The following is a 16245-nucleotide window of genomic DNA, read 5'->3' as shown; positions in this document are numbered from 1 at the left end:
ATAAGTGGTGTTTGCTTACTTTATATTAATTCAAAACACTTGATACACGCGCAATGATATCATTCTACTTCTTCGCAAGTTTTTTCAGCAATTTTATATGATGTCTTAGAATAAAATGGCTGATTCGCTTCTAAAATTGATGGCGCATCTTCTCCATACAAATTAATATCATTAGGTATGCATTGTGTTTCTAACGTAAATCCTGAATGTGCTTTATAAATATTAAAATCACTTTCCCATTCCGTAGTATCATTAAATGTAAATATCACGACATTGGGCATATCAGTTTCAACAGTCAGTTGAAAATGTTTATTTTCAACTGTCATACCTTGCTCTCCAATCTGAAACGGATGATCTAGACCACCATAACGTTTCATTTGTGATTGAATGTCATGATGCTCACTATTAAAAATATCTTTAAATTGAATGTGATTGCGTGCAAAAACATGTTCTAAATTTAGTGGCTTTTGTTTTGTCACAAAATGATCGTTATCTAATAAATGCATTTTTAATGTTGAACTTGAAATACTATGGTTATCGATAACATTATTATCTCTGTTCAAATTAAAGTAAACATGATTCATAGGATTAAAAATTGTTTTTTCGGTAGTAACGGCTTTATACTCAATTGTCCATTTGTGATCAACGTCATAAGTATGTATCACCTCTAAATCGATATTTCCTGGAAAATAATCATCTGATTGCTGAATTGTAGTGGAAAACACAATTTTCACTTGTCCTACTTGTTCAAATATCTCATAATCAAAATAACATTTATCAATACCGTTAAAACCACCGTGAATATTATTTTTACCATCATTCGTATCTAATCGATACGTTGTACCATCCAAATGAAATTCTGCATTTGCAATCCGTCCACCATAACGGCCTACAGTAGCACCAAAATAAAAAGGATTTTGTTGATAGAATTCATCCGCTTCTACCACATTACCTAATACAATATTGTTATCATCATATTTCCATGACACGATACGAGCGCCATAGTTTGTGAAAACAATCTTAGTTGCTTCATTGTCTATCTTAATTAAATCAATACCATTACTTTGTCTTTCTACTTTTGCAAACATCATCAATTACTCCCTTTCAAACCAAACATATTATGATTCACTTAGACTTTCAGTACTATCTTGAATAAAACTTCAATCACAAATTGAATGTATCGAACCACAGTCATGAACACCATCTTTGTTTTATAAAACAAGACATAGGAGTCCTGGTAGTTCTAAAATTCATTGCTTTTAAAGTGAATGAGACAACATTTAAAAATGAGCTAAGGTCAATACGCACTCAATATCTCCCCAAATTATTGAGCAAAATACTTCATCCACTAAAATTTAAAATTCCAAAATAGCTTACTACTTCCCTTAGTAAATATCTTACTTATCTATAGTGTAACAACTTAACTAATTCATTATCTATACTAATTATTCATTCTATCAAATATTATTTAAAATTGTGATATTTTTTCTATTTTTTATAAATATGTTTTATTTGGCATATTCAACAAACTCGAGGACCCTGTTTTACAATTCATACTTTCATAAAAAAAGTAGGAGTGAAACCATTATGTTGTTTGAGTTTCATTCCCCTACTTATATATTATGATACGGTTTTAAAAGTTATTTGTTCATCTATAACTCATTTCTATAATCATTAACATATGTTAATTTTTTCCGAAAACACGTTTCATAGATTTAAACAGACCTTTATCAAAACTTAAGATGGTATCTTTATAACTTCTTACTGCAATGTAAAGCAAGATAAATATGGTTACTATTGATAGACTCATACTTATTACAATTTCCCAAGTAGCTACATCAGGTGTTGATGCACGTAAAAACATGATAAAGGGAGATAATAAAGGAATAAAACTTGTAATCCTTATGATAGTCGTGTCAGGGTTTATAACACCAAACATTGCCGTATATAATGCAATGATACTAATCAACGTCATTGGCATAAGTGATTGATTAATGTCTTCGATACGTGAAGTAATCGATCCCAAAATAGCTGCCAATATAATATAGGAAAGTATACCTAAAATCAGCGATAGTATACCAACGATGATTAATTGTACTGTTAGATCATTCGGCTGTACATCAAATCCTTTAAGCATATCTCCAATATCAAATAACAGTACACTTATAATACCTACTACAATGAAAATACTAATTTGTGTTAATGCCACAGCAATGACGCCACACAATTTAGCAAGTATGTGTGTTACTGGTGATATGCTTGTAATAATCATTTCAATGACACGTGACGTCTTTTCAGTTGCAATTTCCATCGCTACTTGATTGGCATAATTTATGATAATGAAAAACATGAGCATAATACCTGCATATACGATAATCGTATTAAATGTTTTTTGTGATTCACTTAAATGAGTGCCATTCGCACTATCTGAAAGCACTTGTGAGCTTACTTTACTTTGAGATTGCAATTGCTTTAGCTCATCTTCAGATAGGTTCAAACTAGATGCCACAAGTTTGGTTTGGATAGCTGATAAAGTAGTTTGTAATTTTTGTTCATCTGTTTTCGAAACGGTATCCTTACTTAATATTTCACCAGTCAATTTATGATTATCATGTAATTGAATGACATACGCTTTATCTAAACTTTCATTTTTCACTTGTTGATGTGCTTGTGATTCTGTCATTTTTTTAAATTTCGCATCACTATCAAGATGATCACTTTGTGCTTTAACCCCTTTATATATTGAGTCTTGATTGACTACGATACCAATCTTATCAGGCCCATTATCAAATAGATCAACGATTTTATTAATATTAGCTGCCGCCAACATTAATACAACGACAATTGCTGTGAAAATCATAAATGATTTTGTTTTAACTTTACTTTTATACGTAAGTGAAAAAGTAGCCCAAAATTTATCCATTTACCTCACCTACTTTATCTATAAAAATCTCATTTAATGTTGGTTCTATCACTTGAAATCTTTTTACAAAACCATACTGCACAACGATATGATATATTTCCTCTGCAATAGATTCGTCTTCTATTAATGCTCGTATTTCCCTCTTATTGCGTTCCACTTGGATAACCCCATTGATATCATCTATTTCTGGCATCGTTTGATTGGTTTCAATGATTACGCTTTTATTGCCGTGATTTGCTTTCACTTCACCAATCGGCCCTGAAACAACAAGTTCACCTTTATTCAAAATACAAACATCATCACAAAGCTCTTCTACATGCTCCATCCTATGAGAACTATAAATAATCGTCGTTCCTGCATCATTTAAATCTTTTACAGCTGATTTTAATAATTCAACATTAACTGGGTCTAAACCACTAAAAGGTTCATCCAAGATTAATAACTCCGGATTATGTAACATACTTGCTAATAGTTGTATTTTTTGTTGGTTACCTTTAGATAATGATTCAATTTTCTTGTCCCTATTTTCTTCAATATCAAAACGATTTAACCAATAATCAATGGCTTTAGTTATTTCCTTGGATTTCATCCCTTTTAATGTAGCTAAGTATCTTAACTCATCGACCACTTTCATTTTTGGATGTAATCCTCGTTCTTCAGGCAAATATCCAATTTTATCATATATTGATTGGTCGATTGCTTTATCTTTATACAAAATTTGTCCTTCAGTAATCGGCGTCAACCCAAGTATCATTCTAAATGTTGTTGTCTTTCCTGCACCATTACGTCCTAAAAAACCTAGCATGTTTCCTTGTTCTAAATTTATCGAAATATCATTAACTGCTGTAAAATCCTTATATTTTTTTGTAACATTTGCTATTTTTAAGGACATGACAAGATTCCCTCCCTTAAAGTCTGTTAAGTATATATTGATAATAACATTTCACACCTTAAATATACATTTCAAATTGTCTTATATATAGAAGTTCTCATTTTGGTTCTTTCCAATGTTACAGCATGAGTCACAGCAATGATAGGTACAAATGTAGATGATGCTTTTTCAACGCTACAATATTTTAGATAATGTATTAGGAATACATTATCTAAATTTATCTTATTTAAATGAATAAACTTTATAAAAACCCAAGTATCACGAAGCATATTAACAGCCTAACTCGTATACTTGGGTTTATTTTAATTATTGTTCTCTATACATGTCATCAATCTTAGTATATTGATTTGCATATTTATGGCTCGGACCATATTTATTTGTTTTGCGTTCACTATCCAAACAACTAACGACTAACGCATAAATACCAAAACCTATATAGAATGCGTACATCAATACGATGAAAATTATACTTGCAATATGATTCAAATCTGAATCTAATACAGCTATGATTAAAAATATGATGTAAGAAAATACTGTAATGCCTAAATAAATAAGCGGTAATAACATTGTTCTACCTGTATCATGAAACCTTCTAATAAATATTGCCCAATTAGGTATCAGCGTAGCCAAACCGTACACAACAAAATATATTAAACTGATGATAAGAAAAACTACGCTTATCATAATGACTGTTTCAGATTGAGAAGCAGCAGCGCTGATTAATGCAACCAAAGCAATAAAATATACAACGAACGCTGGTACTAGAAAAATTAAATGCCATAAAACCATATACCAATATTCACTTCTGCGTGCACGGCCCTTGAAGTTAAAATAATTTTTCCAAAATAGTTTTAATGCTTCTCCAAACCCAATTTTTCTTTCCAAATTGCTCTCCCCGTTTCAAGTTCATTTGATATAATGTTTATTTAACTTTAATATAGTCATTGATACTTTAACTACACTTTTTAATTTTTAGTAAACTTATAAGGTTATTCTACCAAAATTTACACATGGTTGTAACACAATTTTACAATTTAATAAAAAAGTTTGAAAAACATTTAATTTCTAAAACTATTATATGGAGGATTAGTAAATGGATTTTTTACAGCGAGATACAGTCACTATCGCCAAAGATTTATTAGGCGTACGTGTCATTTTCGAAGATGAATTACATACGTTTACAGGATACATTGTTGAAACTGAAGCATATGTTGGAAAAAAAGATCAAGCTGCTCACGGATTTAATGGCAAACGCACACCCAAAGTAGAATCTTTATATAAACTGGGTGGCACAATTTATGCGCATGTGATGCATACCCATCTACTTATCAACTTTGTAACGCAATTAGAAGGGGTACCTGAAGGTGTACTGATACGTGCTGTTGAACCAGAAGAGAATATTGAAGCAATGCGCTTAAATAGAAACAAAGACGGCTTTGAATTAACAAATGGCCCTGGAAAATGGACTAAAGCATTTAATATACCAAGACATCTGGATGGTTCACGATTAAATGAAGGCCATCTAAAAATAGATACTAAAAACCGTAAATACCCTAAACATATCGAGGAAACACCGAGAATTGGTATCCCCAATAAAGGTGAATGGACACAAAAACCACTTCGTTTTATCGTTAAAGGCAATCCGTACGTTTCCAGAATATCAAAACGTTCTACGGTACCGCCACAGGATACATGGCGTTAAAAAAGGAAACAGAGCTTTATATTTAATATATGCTCTGTTTCCTAAAATATTATTAAACTATTTGAATTATAATCGCTCATTTTAAATGCTCGTCTATGATATATGTTTTACTTTTCTACGCATTACCACAAACAAACTAAAAATTATTTAGAAAGTTTTTTATCTTTATCAAGTAAACCGAATTGTATCGTAATAACAGTACAAACAACAAATATCACAGGATAAAATGTGTATTTTAAAACTTCTATATAAGAAACATCACCATACTGTTCAACCATTAACATACCACTATCATGTGGCAGCACCATTAAGGCACAACAAGCAAATATATCTAATAAGCTTGCCATACGTTTAGGCGGTACCTTATATTCATCACCAATTTCTTTAGCGATAGGCGCAGAAATTAAAATAGCTAACGTGTTATGTGATAAAGCAGCAGAAAGCACACCAGACATTAAACTAATCACATATTCCGCACTTTTACGGCCTTTTGCTTTCTCTTTCATTGTCTTAATGATCCAATCAATACCACCATAATATCGGATTAAAGCCACCAGTCCTGATACTAAAAACGCCACAAGAAAGATAAGGAACATACTTTCCATACCTTCACCTATAGCTTTCGTAAACTGAAATATTCCCAAATTACCTTGAGTCAGACCAATGATACCTGCCATTATAATGCCAATGATTAGCACTAAAATCACATCTAGACCTGCGATTGCTGCTACAAGTACAAATAGATACGGCAGTATATTGATAAAGTTAAAACTTAAGTCACCTTCTACTTTACCCGTTCCACCCACAACTGCATATATCATTGCAGTAATAAGTGCAGCAGGTAGTGCAATCAACACATTCATCTTAAATTTATCTTTCATTTTAGCACCGACACCATTTGTTGCTGCAATTGTCGTATCTGAAATAATGGATAAATTATCACCAAAATATGCACCAGCAATCACAGCGGCACCAGCTGCTGCAACATTTAAATCCGCAGCTTGTGCTACAGCAACACCTACAGGAATAAATGCAGCTTGTGCCCCCGTAGAAGTCCCTAAGGTTAGTGCAGCAAAACCGCTCATAATAAATATCCCAGGTATAAGTAGACTTGGTGGGATTACAGTAAGTCCCATATTCACCATTGCTGTTTTACCGCCCATTTCCGATGTCACCGTAGAAAAAGCGCCTGCTAATAAGAGAATTAGACCTAGATTAACAATACCGGAGTTACCTGCATGTTCTGTAAATATTTCAACTTTTTTAGTGAATTTTGTTTTTCTATCATAGCATGTCCAAGCAATAATGATGCCAATAAAAATAGCAACATGTCTTGGTAATTGATCAAAAGCATCTTCCTTACCCATTATGGTAAAAGTAATACCTACACCAATGTATAACCCTAAAAATATGACTAATGGCAGAAGTGCTAAAAAACCATATTGCTTATCACTTCTATTAAATTCCTGCATAACACTCCTCCTGATAAACCTAGTAATTTTATATGGCATATAGTATATCAAAAAATGAGTAAACACAGAAATTTAAAATCTCACCACGTCTCATGCTAAAAATAAAATGTGAGCATGAGTCAAAATCCAATTGACTTATGCTCACACACTGTTACTTAATAATTAATCTTACAGATTTAGTTGATTTCAGCATCACCTGTATCTGTTTTAATATGAATGAGATTTGATCCATTTCCTACTTGTTTGTTTTTAAACAAGTGATTGTTAATATCCAGCTCTCCTACGTCACTATCAAATTCTATCCGTGTATTGTTAGGCTGTTTGTCCGTGTAATCCATTGTTATATCGCCCACATCCGTTTTCACTTTAACCGGTTTATCAATTGGCATATCTTTGATATCAATTGAGCCAGTATCACCTTCGAACTCACCCGAATTAAATTGAGTTTTTGTCACATACATATCCGCAACATCAACCTCAGCAATTAAACGATCAAATTTTGCATGACTAATATTCAATTCCCCTACATCCGCATATAATTTAGCATAATCCGCTTTTATTTGATCAACCATAATCGAACCGGATTCAGTATTAACATTTAAATGACTTAATGATTTTGGTAAAGTAATCGTGACATCATTATGCTTAAAATCCATAAATGTGATATCAACATTGCTGTCTAAGGGTTTATCTTTCACATATAACGTTCCGTTTTTCACCGTCGTATCCATATTTATTTTATCGTTGGTGCCTCGTGATTCAACTTTAAGTTGATCTCCTCTTTTTAATTTTATATTACTGTTGCTAAAATCTACATTGAGTTTTTTCACCTCAGCATTATTATCATATACTTTATGATAGTTCTCAGTGACTTCTTTCGATTTTTTACTTTCTACTTGAAACTGATTTACCACACCAATGCCACAAACAATCGTTATAATTAATCCAATTATGAAGAGGATAATTAGTGTTTTCTTCATGAAACCCCACTCCTTTTCACCACGTTTATGTTCCATTTGAGATACTTCACACAAATTAAATAAAATGCTTTAGTAATTAAATACGTAATCACAAATAACATTAATCCCATACCGAACAATGCACCTACCGCATAAACATCAAAAAGTAATATATTTTCAAACCCATTTAAAAACCCTTTCACTAATAACAATATTGGACTTAAAACAAATGAAATTGTAGTGACAATCAATGAAACAACGATACTCAACACGAAAATAAACGGTACTAAAATTACAAAGAAATTTAATATACTTAAACCCATCACTGCAAAAATGGCATTTCCTACGTCACCAAATTTTTTACTGTCAGCAGCTTTTTCTACAGCAGCTGTCGCATTCATTTCTTTAGCTAAAGTTCTAGGATCTCCTAACTCCTCTGAAATTTGTGCTTCTGATTTACCTTCTTTCAGTCCACTATAAAAATGTGTTTCATATTCATTTAAAATATCTTGTCGTTCTGCATCAGAATCATGTTTTAAATGTTTATGCAATTGTTTTAAAAATTCATTTTTAGTCATTCCATTCACTCTCCTTTATAAATATTTCTACAATACTTGAAAATGATCGCCATTCATGTAATAAATCAGCTAACCTGTCATTACCTTGGTCAGTCACTTTATAATACTTCCTTGCTGGTCCTTCTGAAGAAGGTTGGTAGTATGTCGTGAGTTCTCCATTTTTCACTAATCTTCGTAACAATGGATATACTGTTCCTTCTGCAATACTCATATGCCTCGAAATATTTTGAACGAGCGAGTAACCATACTGGTCATCTCTTTTGATTATTAGCAACACAATAAGTTCAAGTGCGCCTTTTTTAAATTGACTATTCATATGTTACCTCCTATGGGAAACCAGTACTATACATTACACAGTAGCTGTCAAACAGAATATAACACACACTACTGTACATTGCAAGGTACTGTGCTATAAATATCCCTGATTAATTCCCCTTTAATTTTTGCGTATCAGACAATAGTATTATTGTCTGAAGATTACAAATAAAACAATCGCTATTTATTCTATTTAGTATTTAATTCCAAACTAGATTTATGCGATTTAAATATGTATAATAGATAGCATGGAGTTTTGTAAGCACTTTCTTCATTGTCATTTTGCACACGACTCCATCCATATAACAAGACACACAGGAGAGTTTCATTTGAAATATAAGGGGGATTGAAAATGCTAGAGCTAGATGCAATTACTACTTTAGCAATCGCAAGTTTGTTATACCTGTTAGGTATATTTATTGTTAATCATGTTTCAATATTAAGAAAGCTTTGTATCCCAGCACCTGTTATCGGAGGCTTAATCTTCTCGATTTTAGTTGCAATTTTACAATCTACGAACATTATAACAATCAAACTAGATTCTGAATTCATACAAAACTTCTTTATGCTTGCGTTCTTTACAACAATTGGATTAGGCGCTTCTTTAAAGTTACTACGTTTGGGCGGAAAAGTACTCATTTTATACTTTATATTCTGCGGTTTTCTTGCAGTCTTCCAAAACCTAATTAGTGTTTCATTAGCAAAAGTATTAAACATTCCACCATTATTAGGCTTAACAGCTGGTTCTATGTCTATGGAAGGTGGCCATGGTAATGCAGCTGCTTATGGGCAAACTATTCGAGACATGGGGTTTGATTCTGCATTGACCGCAGCTTTAGCAGCAGCAACACTAGGCCTTGTAGCTGGTGGTTTAGTCGGTGGCCCTGTAGTAAAATTTTTAATAACTAAGTATAATTTAAAATCAGAACATGCAGAAGAAACAACAACAGACTATGGTAACGTGAAATCTAATGAATACTTACATAATCGCATGAACCCTACTACAATCTTTTTCTTACAATTTACGATTGTAACTATTTGTATGGCAATTGGTTCATATTTAGGAAATACATTCTCTGAATTAACTGGTATCAATATTCCTATATATGTTGGTGCAATGTTTGTAGCAGTTATCATTCGCAATATTTCTGAATATAATAATTTAAATCTTATTGATATGAAATTCGTTGATAAAATTAGTGACATATCACTAAGCCTTTTCTTATCAATCGCTTTGATGAGTATACAACTTACAGAAATATATCAATTAGCTTTACCTTTAATTATTATTGTTTTAATACAAGTAGTATTTATCGTGTTATTCTCAATTTTTATCGTATTCCGCGGTTTAGGAAAAGATTACGATGCAGCTGTAATGATTGGTGGGTTTATTGGTCATGGTCTAGGTGCAACTCCAAACGCTATGGCAAACTTAGATGTTATTACCAAAAAATTCGGTGCTTCACCAAAATCATATCTGGTCGTACCGATTGTAGGTGCATTTTTAATTGATTTACTTGGCGTCCCAATCGTTACTACATTTATCAATCTATTCTAATGCTGAATTTTGATTTTTAACATAGGAAAGATTCTGAGACATAGATCTTAAAAAAAATAGCACTCTGATGATTCAATTCATCGGAGTGCTTCTTAATTTGTTTCTATACTTCATATTGTTGGCTCGCTTTCTTAGGCGCAGCTTCAGCTTGTCCTGTTCCCTCAAGCGACTCGCCAAAATACAACGTATTCATATGTCATTTCACATTAAAATACTCAAAAACAAGGTCTTATATCAACCAAAATGATGTTAAAAATTATTCTACATGCATACAGACAATCTGAATGCTTTGGTCTTGTAACTGAAAAACTGCTTAATGATTGTATCTGAAAGTTGTAGCTCTCACAAAATCAAACACCTTCTTATAAAACAATGAATTGTTTTAGAGTAAATCTTAAATTAGATGTCCTATTAGAATCTTTATTTCTTGCTATTAATAGTATTTAATATGAGAAAAGTAGTAACTCAATGAGCTATTTATAATTAAAACAATATAGACAAAGGCAATTTCTATATTGTTCAATAGAAATTGCCTTTGTCACTTATCCAAGAACTTTATGTCCAAGATTCTTTTAATTTATCTTTAATCATCAATGATTTAATATACGAAAGTTAACACAGTAGTTCATGACCAGATTTACAAAAATAAATTTCAATAAAATCTTAATTATTAATATCGATATTACGCTGCTCTATCCAAGATTGTAATCTAGGGCCAAAAATCAATTTAGCGCGTTTTAAATCATTTATCGTAGGCGCATTTAACATCGTCATAATTTTTCTCATATGTTCAGTAAATTGCTCAGTATAGTTTAATGTTTCTGTAATACCATAATTTTCAACTTGATTTAAAAATGGGCGCGACATACCCACCGCACTTGCCCCAAGCGCTAAACATTTCACAGCATCTAAAGGAGACCGTACGCCACCACTAGCAAGTATATTCATATCTTTTTGATAAGCAGTGCTTTCTAATAATGATTCCACAGTTGTTTGTCCCCACATACTTAAATAGTCCATGTCCTTGTAGGCACGTCTTTCATTTTCAATATCTACAAAATTCGTACCACCACGTCCGCTCACGTCTACATATCTTATGCCAATTTCATTTAAATTTTTGATTGTTTCTTTACTCATACCAAAACCTACTTCTTTGACAATCACTGGAACATCTATCCGCCCCACAATTTGTGCAAGATTGTCCATCCATGTAGAAAAAGTTCTATTACCTTCAGGCATGACTAATTCTTGAGGTGCATTGACATGTACTTGTAATGCTTGAGCATCAAGCAATTGAACTGATTGAACAGCTTTATCAACAGGCACATCGGCGCCGACATTACTAAATATGATACCTTCTGGATTGGCCTCACGCACGATTGTAAATGATGATGCCATATTGCTATTACGTAACGCCGCATGTGTAGAACCTACTGCCATTGCCATACCACTTTCACGTGCCACGATTGCCAATTTTTCATTAATTTGTTTCGTCCATTCGCTGCCACCAGTCATCGCATTAATATAAAGTGGTTGACTGAGCGTGAAATCTTTTAGCGAATGTTCAAGATTAACATCACTCACATCTATACTCGGAATAGAATCATGTACAAATCGAATTTCATCAAAATCTGAGATTGAAGCATCTGTTTGTGCCATTGCAATCTCAACGTGTTCATTTTTTCTTTGTTCTCTTTTTAAATCACTCATTATTTACTCCTACCTCAAAAATTTTTATTTTGTCAGTTTTCAAACTGCTTCATTAATTTCATACCATGAGACTAAAACCATTTTTCTTTTTTAAAATAAATCACACAACCTATACTAATACAAAACATTAGTGCTAAGACAAAATAATAACCATATCGCCATTTTAATTCTGGCATGTTTATAAAATTCATACCATAAATACCTGTAATTAATGTCAAAGGTAAAAATACAACTGACACTAAGGTGAGGACTTGCATAATTCGATTCATTTTATATGAAGCATACGATGTCAAATTATCTTTTATTTCGTTTGTCATTTCTTGACATATTTTCAAAATATTTTGTTGTTTAATCATATGATCGTCAATATGTTGAAGATAAAGCTGGCTCTTATCATCTAAAAATAATTGATGACTTTCTTTTAATTGATTGACTAATTCTGTCATGGGATAAATGACGCGTTTTAATTTAATTAATTCCGAACGTATCTTAAATACATTGTCCATCTCAAATTTCATAGAACCCTTTGTATTTTCACTATCTTCAAATTCATATACCTTATCTTCGATAGCATAAACGAAATCAAAGTAACCGTCTACTAAACAATCCAGCACCAAGATAAATATATGAGTTGGGAGAATGTTATTTGTCATTTGTGTTTTAATAGTAGTTTCAATCTTCTTTAAAATATCAAATGGTTGATGATGGTATGTAATAAGTAAACGATCTTTTATAAAAATATTTAATGCTTTTGCATTGAAATCTTCAGTTTTCACATCATGTACTACAATGTACTGATATGTGTCATAAGCTTTGTATTTAGCTCTCGGTGTCCCGTTTACTGTATCATCAATTTCAAGTTTATTAAAGTTAAAACGTGTTTTTAAAAATGTATTTTCTGCCTCAGTCGGTTGATTAAAATCACACCATATAAACTGCGCTGTTTTCGGAATATCTTCTAAACAATTAGCGCTTGTGAGTCTATTTTCAGACGATAAGTATCTCATTGTGATAGCCATAGGTCACCCCTATAATCATTTTCTTTATTTTATCATGAAATGCTATTTGTGTATGTTATATACAATTTTTAGTAAACTTAGGTTAGTAAAATTAATATATATGCTTAATCTAACAATTAAAGTATTAAAGGAGATGTAACGATGAGCAATCCTTTCACATTTTCCAACAATGTGACACCCGATATGATTGACCATAATGGACATGTACATGATGCAAACTATAATATGGTTTTCAGTGAGGCAATTAATCAATTTAATTATACACATGGCTTATCTTTAGCTGAACGTGACAAGTTAAATTACACATTATTCACTGTTGAAGAACAAACAGCTTATTTATCAGAATTAACAGAAGGTGATACATTTACCATTACAATATACATCTATGATTATAATGAAAAAAGCTTGCATTTCTTTTCCATCATGACAAACCAAGATGGTAGCAATATAGCAACAAATGAAGCAATGATGTTAGGAATTGATCGCACAATTAATAAAACAGCGCCTTTCCCTAAATCATTTGCTGACCAAGTTAGCAATTATTATGATAATCAACAATTAATCGAATGGCCTAAACAATTAGGTCATAAAATCGGTATCTCAAGATAAGGAGTGCTTAAGATGTCACAAAGTATAATCGACGCAATCAAAGTGCAGCTTTATGATTTAAACGATGATATGAAAGCTGGGCTTAGCGAACTTAACCAAAACAAACAGCTAGTTATTAATGGTCCTGATCATCAATTGATTAAGCGCGGATTTGATATCAGTTATTACCAAGGTCAGAAACAAGCGATAGATACGATTCATTCATTAGTCGAACAAATTGATGTAGAAGAAGATTTAGTTCAACGCTACAGAACTTTTGTTCAAGAAGAAAAACAACTGTATAAAAATAATCTCTCAGAATTTAAAAATATGGATGAGCCAAAGCAAGATTTCAATGAATTTATAGCACTCTACTATAAATTAAAAGGGACACAGACTATTTTAACTGTCATTGATACAATAATGAACGAACACTACTAATTCAATGAACTATTTGGGACATATAAAAACAGACGCAAGGCAATATCAACACATTTATGTTTGATGTCTACCTCGCCTCTGTTTTTAATTTTTTATAGGCTTATCATGCTTCTAAAATTCAGTTATATGCTAACGCATTAGCGTTTATCATGAATTGTATTGACGATTTCTTTTACAACTTTATGAGATTCTCTAATAGGTAATAATGCGAATGCATTCACCATTTTTTTAAAGGTATACAATTGTACTGGTTGACGCATATCTTCTAACATATAAGCTATCCTTTTCATATCTGGTAAATAAATCTCTCTTCCACCACCAAATATATATATAGGCGGTAAACCAAATAATTCTCCATAAATTGGTGATAATCTACTATCATTCAGTGGAAGATTATTGGACCATACTTTCATAATTTTTTGTAAACCTTCTATATTTATGATGACATCTTTATCGATTAAATCATCTGTAATATTTTCATTATTCAATTGAGCATCTAACATAGGTGAAAACAAGTACAATTTAGCTGGCAAAGGTTGATTGTTAGATTTTAATTGTTGCACAAAACTCATCGCTAATGCACCGCCAGTACCATCACCCATCACAATAATATCTTCATTACTGCATTCTGTTAATAATTGTTGATACACTTTATGAATCGCAGCATATGTATCCTCAACATGATATTTAGGTGCTTTTGGATAAATAGGCAATACAACTTCGTATAAAGTACTTAATGCAAGTTTATCCATAAATCTCCAATGAAAAGCTGAAGGCTGTAAAATATTATACCCACCATGAATATAAAGTATTTTCTTTTGTTGGCTGTGTCTAAAACGAAATCTGAACAACTGCATATCATCCATCATTTGTTTTTCTAAATCTGATTTTACATTTAATGTTTCAGGCTGTTTGTGCTTTTTTTCATTCATCGTTAATCTTTTTTGTAAAAATTTTTCAAAGCTTTGTTGGTTATCAAATATAATTGAACGATGTGGTAATAAGTATTTATTAACAAATTTTGTTGTTAGTCTTGATTTCATACATAATCATCCCTATCTTTTTGTAACAAATTTTAGAATTATAGAATTTTTGTTTCAATTCAGTATTTAAAATAAATTATATGATAAAATAAAAATAATGACATAAACGAGAAGTTATAATAGATATTGAAATTTTAAAAATATGACAATTCATACTAAAAATTAAAATATTCAACTACATTGGTTAAAATGTAACAGTTATCACATATTATAACAAAATAAAAGTCATAAAATAACTAGATCCCCCCATCTAATGTTATGAAAGGAGTAAGTTATGACCGCAAACAATCACCAATTTAAAGATTTTGAACACACTTTAACGAATGAAACAATGCAACGAGGCACTCGCTATGGAAAAAAGAAAAAATCTTGGGTTAGCCTTATTATACAAGTAATCGTCTTAATTCTAGTTGCAATTTCTGGTTACAGTATGTTTAAAGAGCCCATATTCAATTTAGTTTTCGTAGATAAATCGGTTAATTTTAAAGAATTAACGAATTTTCAAGAAACCATCAATAACTTAACACATTTAAATTTAAATATAGAAAGCATTGATAACTTACAAACAAGTATTGATCGCTTAATACTTGTATTTTATATATTTTTTATCGCCTGTATATTAAGTTTAATCTTAACTATTTTTACATTATTTTTTAATAAAACGATTTTGAAAATAGTTAATATGTTTATCATAGCGATCATGCTTGCAATTACTTTTGGTTTTTCTGCATTAATTAAAAATATTGCTACAAGAATTGCCGATTCAATGAATCAATATTATATAACTGTTGATTCAAACCAAATATTAACAGAAGCAAATGCAATCCATAACGCTTTTATTTTATTAAGTTGTAGTATTGCTTTACTTTTAATTAGTTTATTCTTTAGAAATCGGAAACCAAGAATTTAACTTCGTTCAAATTTTATCAAAAAGCTGCTACATATAGTATATTAAGCCCGAAAATGTATGCCAAAGTTCATTTTCGGGTTTCTTTTATACCTATAGATCGATGCGCCAATCGATTAATATATTTGATAAAATTAA

The 16245-nt window shown here is 31.5% G+C and carries 16 protein-coding genes and 1 pseudogene; 6 read left to right on the top strand and 11 right to left on the bottom strand.

Annotated features, from left to right (window positions below; translation table 11 throughout):
• Positions 1-59: 59 nt before the first annotated feature.
• From KA830_RS01895 to KA830_RS01880, 4 genes are all read right to left on the bottom strand, one after another.
• Positions 60-1088, bottom strand: coding sequence for an aldose epimerase family protein (locus KA830_RS01895; protein ID WP_198644448.1), 1029 nt, complete (start codon positions 1086-1088; stop codon positions 60-62).
• Positions 1089-1684: 596 nt separating this feature from the next.
• On the bottom strand, positions 1685-2923 hold the full coding sequence (locus tag KA830_RS01890; RefSeq protein WP_070657926.1) for an ABC transporter permease: 1239 nt from the start codon (positions 2921-2923) through the stop codon (positions 1685-1687).
• Positions 2916-3815, bottom strand: a complete 900-nt coding sequence (locus tag KA830_RS01885; RefSeq protein ID WP_070657927.1) for an ABC transporter ATP-binding protein — start codon at positions 3813-3815, stop codon at positions 2916-2918. Before KA830_RS01885 ends, KA830_RS01890 begins: the two co-directional genes overlap by 8 nt.
• 306 nt (positions 3816-4121) lie before the next feature.
• Complete coding sequence (locus KA830_RS01880) at positions 4122-4700, bottom strand: DUF805 domain-containing protein (protein WP_064209343.1); 579 nt, start codon at positions 4698-4700, stop codon at positions 4122-4124.
• Between the two features lie 208 nt (positions 4701-4908).
• Here KA830_RS01880 and KA830_RS01875 point away from each other — a divergent pair, with 208 nt between their 5' ends.
• Positions 4909-5517, top strand: coding sequence for a DNA-3-methyladenine glycosylase (locus KA830_RS01875; RefSeq protein ID WP_046208518.1), 609 nt, complete (start codon positions 4909-4911; stop codon positions 5515-5517).
• 143 nt (positions 5518-5660) lie between these two features.
• Here KA830_RS01875 and KA830_RS01870 read toward each other — a convergent pair whose 3' ends face one another.
• The 4 genes from KA830_RS01870 to KA830_RS01855 all read right to left on the bottom strand — a co-directional run bounded on the left by KA830_RS01870 (position 5661) and on the right by KA830_RS01855 (position 8842).
• Entirely contained in the window at positions 5661-6989 is a 1329-nt protein-coding gene (locus KA830_RS01870) for a Na+/H+ antiporter NhaC family protein (RefSeq protein ID WP_070657929.1), read from the bottom strand.
• Positions 6990-7165: 176 nt separating this feature from the next.
• The gene (locus KA830_RS01865; protein ID WP_204180284.1) at positions 7166-7969 is read right to left on the bottom strand and encodes a DUF4097 family beta strand repeat-containing protein; all 804 of its coding nucleotides are present in this window, start codon (positions 7967-7969) and stop codon (positions 7166-7168) included.
• Positions 7966-8526, bottom strand: a complete 561-nt coding sequence (locus KA830_RS01860) for an HAAS signaling domain-containing protein (protein ID WP_107365313.1) — start codon at positions 8524-8526, stop codon at positions 7966-7968. The genes KA830_RS01865 and KA830_RS01860 overlap by 4 nt, the downstream gene beginning before the upstream one ends.
• Entirely contained in the window at positions 8519-8842 is a 324-nt protein-coding gene (locus tag KA830_RS01855; RefSeq protein WP_046208522.1) for a PadR family transcriptional regulator, read from the bottom strand. Before KA830_RS01855 ends, KA830_RS01860 begins: the two co-directional genes overlap by 8 nt.
• 351 nt (positions 8843-9193) lie before the next feature.
• On the opposite strand from KA830_RS01855, the gene gltS reads away from it, so the two are divergent.
• A complete protein-coding gene (gltS, locus tag KA830_RS01850; RefSeq protein ID WP_046208523.1) occupies positions 9194-10399 on the top strand; it encodes a sodium/glutamate symporter in 1206 nt (401 codons plus the stop codon).
• A gap of 240 nt (positions 10400-10639) precedes the next feature.
• Positions 10640-10840 (top strand): annotated as a pseudogene (locus tag KA830_RS13650) (IS5/IS1182 family transposase); the annotation flags it as partial.
• Positions 10841-11062: 222 nt separating this feature from the next.
• Here the strand turns inward: KA830_RS13650 and fni are convergent.
• Together fni and corA are read right to left on the bottom strand one after the other, a co-directional pair.
• The gene (fni, locus tag KA830_RS01845; RefSeq protein ID WP_070657932.1) at positions 11063-12109 is read right to left on the bottom strand and encodes a type 2 isopentenyl-diphosphate Delta-isomerase; all 1047 of its coding nucleotides are present in this window, start codon (positions 12107-12109) and stop codon (positions 11063-11065) included.
• Positions 12110-12180: 71 nt separating this feature from the next.
• The gene (corA, locus tag KA830_RS01840; RefSeq protein ID WP_070657933.1) at positions 12181-13128 is read right to left on the bottom strand and encodes a magnesium/cobalt transporter CorA; all 948 of its coding nucleotides are present in this window, start codon (positions 13126-13128) and stop codon (positions 12181-12183) included.
• A gap of 141 nt (positions 13129-13269) precedes the next feature.
• Between corA and KA830_RS01835 the strand changes: the two genes are divergently transcribed.
• Together KA830_RS01835 and KA830_RS01830 are read left to right on the top strand one after the other, a co-directional pair.
• A complete protein-coding gene (locus KA830_RS01835) occupies positions 13270-13737 on the top strand; it encodes a thioesterase family protein (RefSeq protein ID WP_046208526.1) in 468 nt (155 codons plus the stop codon).
• Between the two features lie 12 nt (positions 13738-13749).
• Positions 13750-14157: a hypothetical protein gene (locus KA830_RS01830; RefSeq protein WP_070657934.1), complete on the top strand. Its 408-nt coding sequence runs from the start codon at positions 13750-13752 to the stop codon at positions 14155-14157.
• A 137-nt stretch (positions 14158-14294) separates the two neighbouring features.
• Here KA830_RS01830 and KA830_RS01825 read toward each other — a convergent pair whose 3' ends face one another.
• Positions 14295-15200, bottom strand: coding sequence for an alpha/beta hydrolase fold domain-containing protein (locus KA830_RS01825; protein ID WP_070657935.1), 906 nt, complete (start codon positions 15198-15200; stop codon positions 14295-14297).
• A 274-nt stretch (positions 15201-15474) separates the two neighbouring features.
• On the opposite strand from KA830_RS01825, the gene KA830_RS01820 reads away from it, so the two are divergent.
• On the top strand, positions 15475-16110 hold the full coding sequence (locus KA830_RS01820) for a hypothetical protein (protein WP_204180285.1): 636 nt from the start codon (positions 15475-15477) through the stop codon (positions 16108-16110).
• The last annotated feature ends 135 nt before the right edge of the window (positions 16111-16245 follow it).

The sequence above is a fragment of the Staphylococcus sp. GDY8P119P genome (genome assembly GCF_017892075.1).
Taxonomy (GTDB): Bacteria; Bacillota; Bacilli; order Staphylococcales; family Staphylococcaceae; genus Staphylococcus; species Staphylococcus ureilyticus.
This window is presented reverse-complemented; position numbering and strand designations above follow the sequence as displayed.

Bases quoted from the DNA above. Each gene is read 5' to 3' on its own strand.
- KA830_RS01875 (WP_046208518.1), top strand. From the start codon at position 4,909: ATGGATTTTTTACAGCGAGATACAGTCACTATCGCCAAAGATTTATTA.
- KA830_RS01870 (WP_070657929.1), bottom strand. From the start codon at position 6,989: ATGCAGGAATTTAATAGAAGTGATAAGCAATATGGTTTTTTAGCACTT.
- corA (WP_070657933.1), bottom strand. From the start codon at position 13,128: ATGGCTATCACAATGAGATACTTATCGTCTGAAAATAGACTCACAAGC.
- KA830_RS01855 (WP_046208522.1), bottom strand. From the start codon at position 8,842: ATGAATAGTCAATTTAAAAAAGGCGCACTTGAACTTATTGTGTTGCTA.
- KA830_RS01885 (WP_070657927.1), bottom strand. From the start codon at position 3,815: ATGTCCTTAAAAATAGCAAATGTTACAAAAAAATATAAGGATTTTACA.
- KA830_RS01835 (WP_046208526.1), top strand. From the start codon at position 13,270: ATGAGCAATCCTTTCACATTTTCCAACAATGTGACACCCGATATGATT.
- KA830_RS01895 (WP_198644448.1), bottom strand. From the start codon at position 1,088: ATGTTTGCAAAAGTAGAAAGACAAAGTAATGGTATTGATTTAATTAAG.
- KA830_RS01865 (WP_204180284.1), bottom strand. From the start codon at position 7,969: ATGAAGAAAACACTAATTATCCTCTTCATAATTGGATTAATTATAACG.
- KA830_RS01830 (WP_070657934.1), top strand. From the start codon at position 13,750: ATGTCACAAAGTATAATCGACGCAATCAAAGTGCAGCTTTATGATTTA.
- KA830_RS01860 (WP_107365313.1), bottom strand. From the start codon at position 8,526: ATGACTAAAAATGAATTTTTAAAACAATTGCATAAACATTTAAAACAT.
- gltS (WP_046208523.1), top strand. From the start codon at position 9,194: ATGCTAGAGCTAGATGCAATTACTACTTTAGCAATCGCAAGTTTGTTA.
- KA830_RS01890 (WP_070657926.1), bottom strand. From the start codon at position 2,923: ATGGATAAATTTTGGGCTACTTTTTCACTTACGTATAAAAGTAAAGTT.
- fni (WP_070657932.1), bottom strand. From the start codon at position 12,109: ATGAGTGATTTAAAAAGAGAACAAAGAAAAAATGAACACGTTGAGATT.
- KA830_RS01825 (WP_070657935.1), bottom strand. From the start codon at position 15,200: ATGAAATCAAGACTAACAACAAAATTTGTTAATAAATACTTATTACCA.
- KA830_RS01820 (WP_204180285.1), top strand. From the start codon at position 15,475: ATGACCGCAAACAATCACCAATTTAAAGATTTTGAACACACTTTAACG.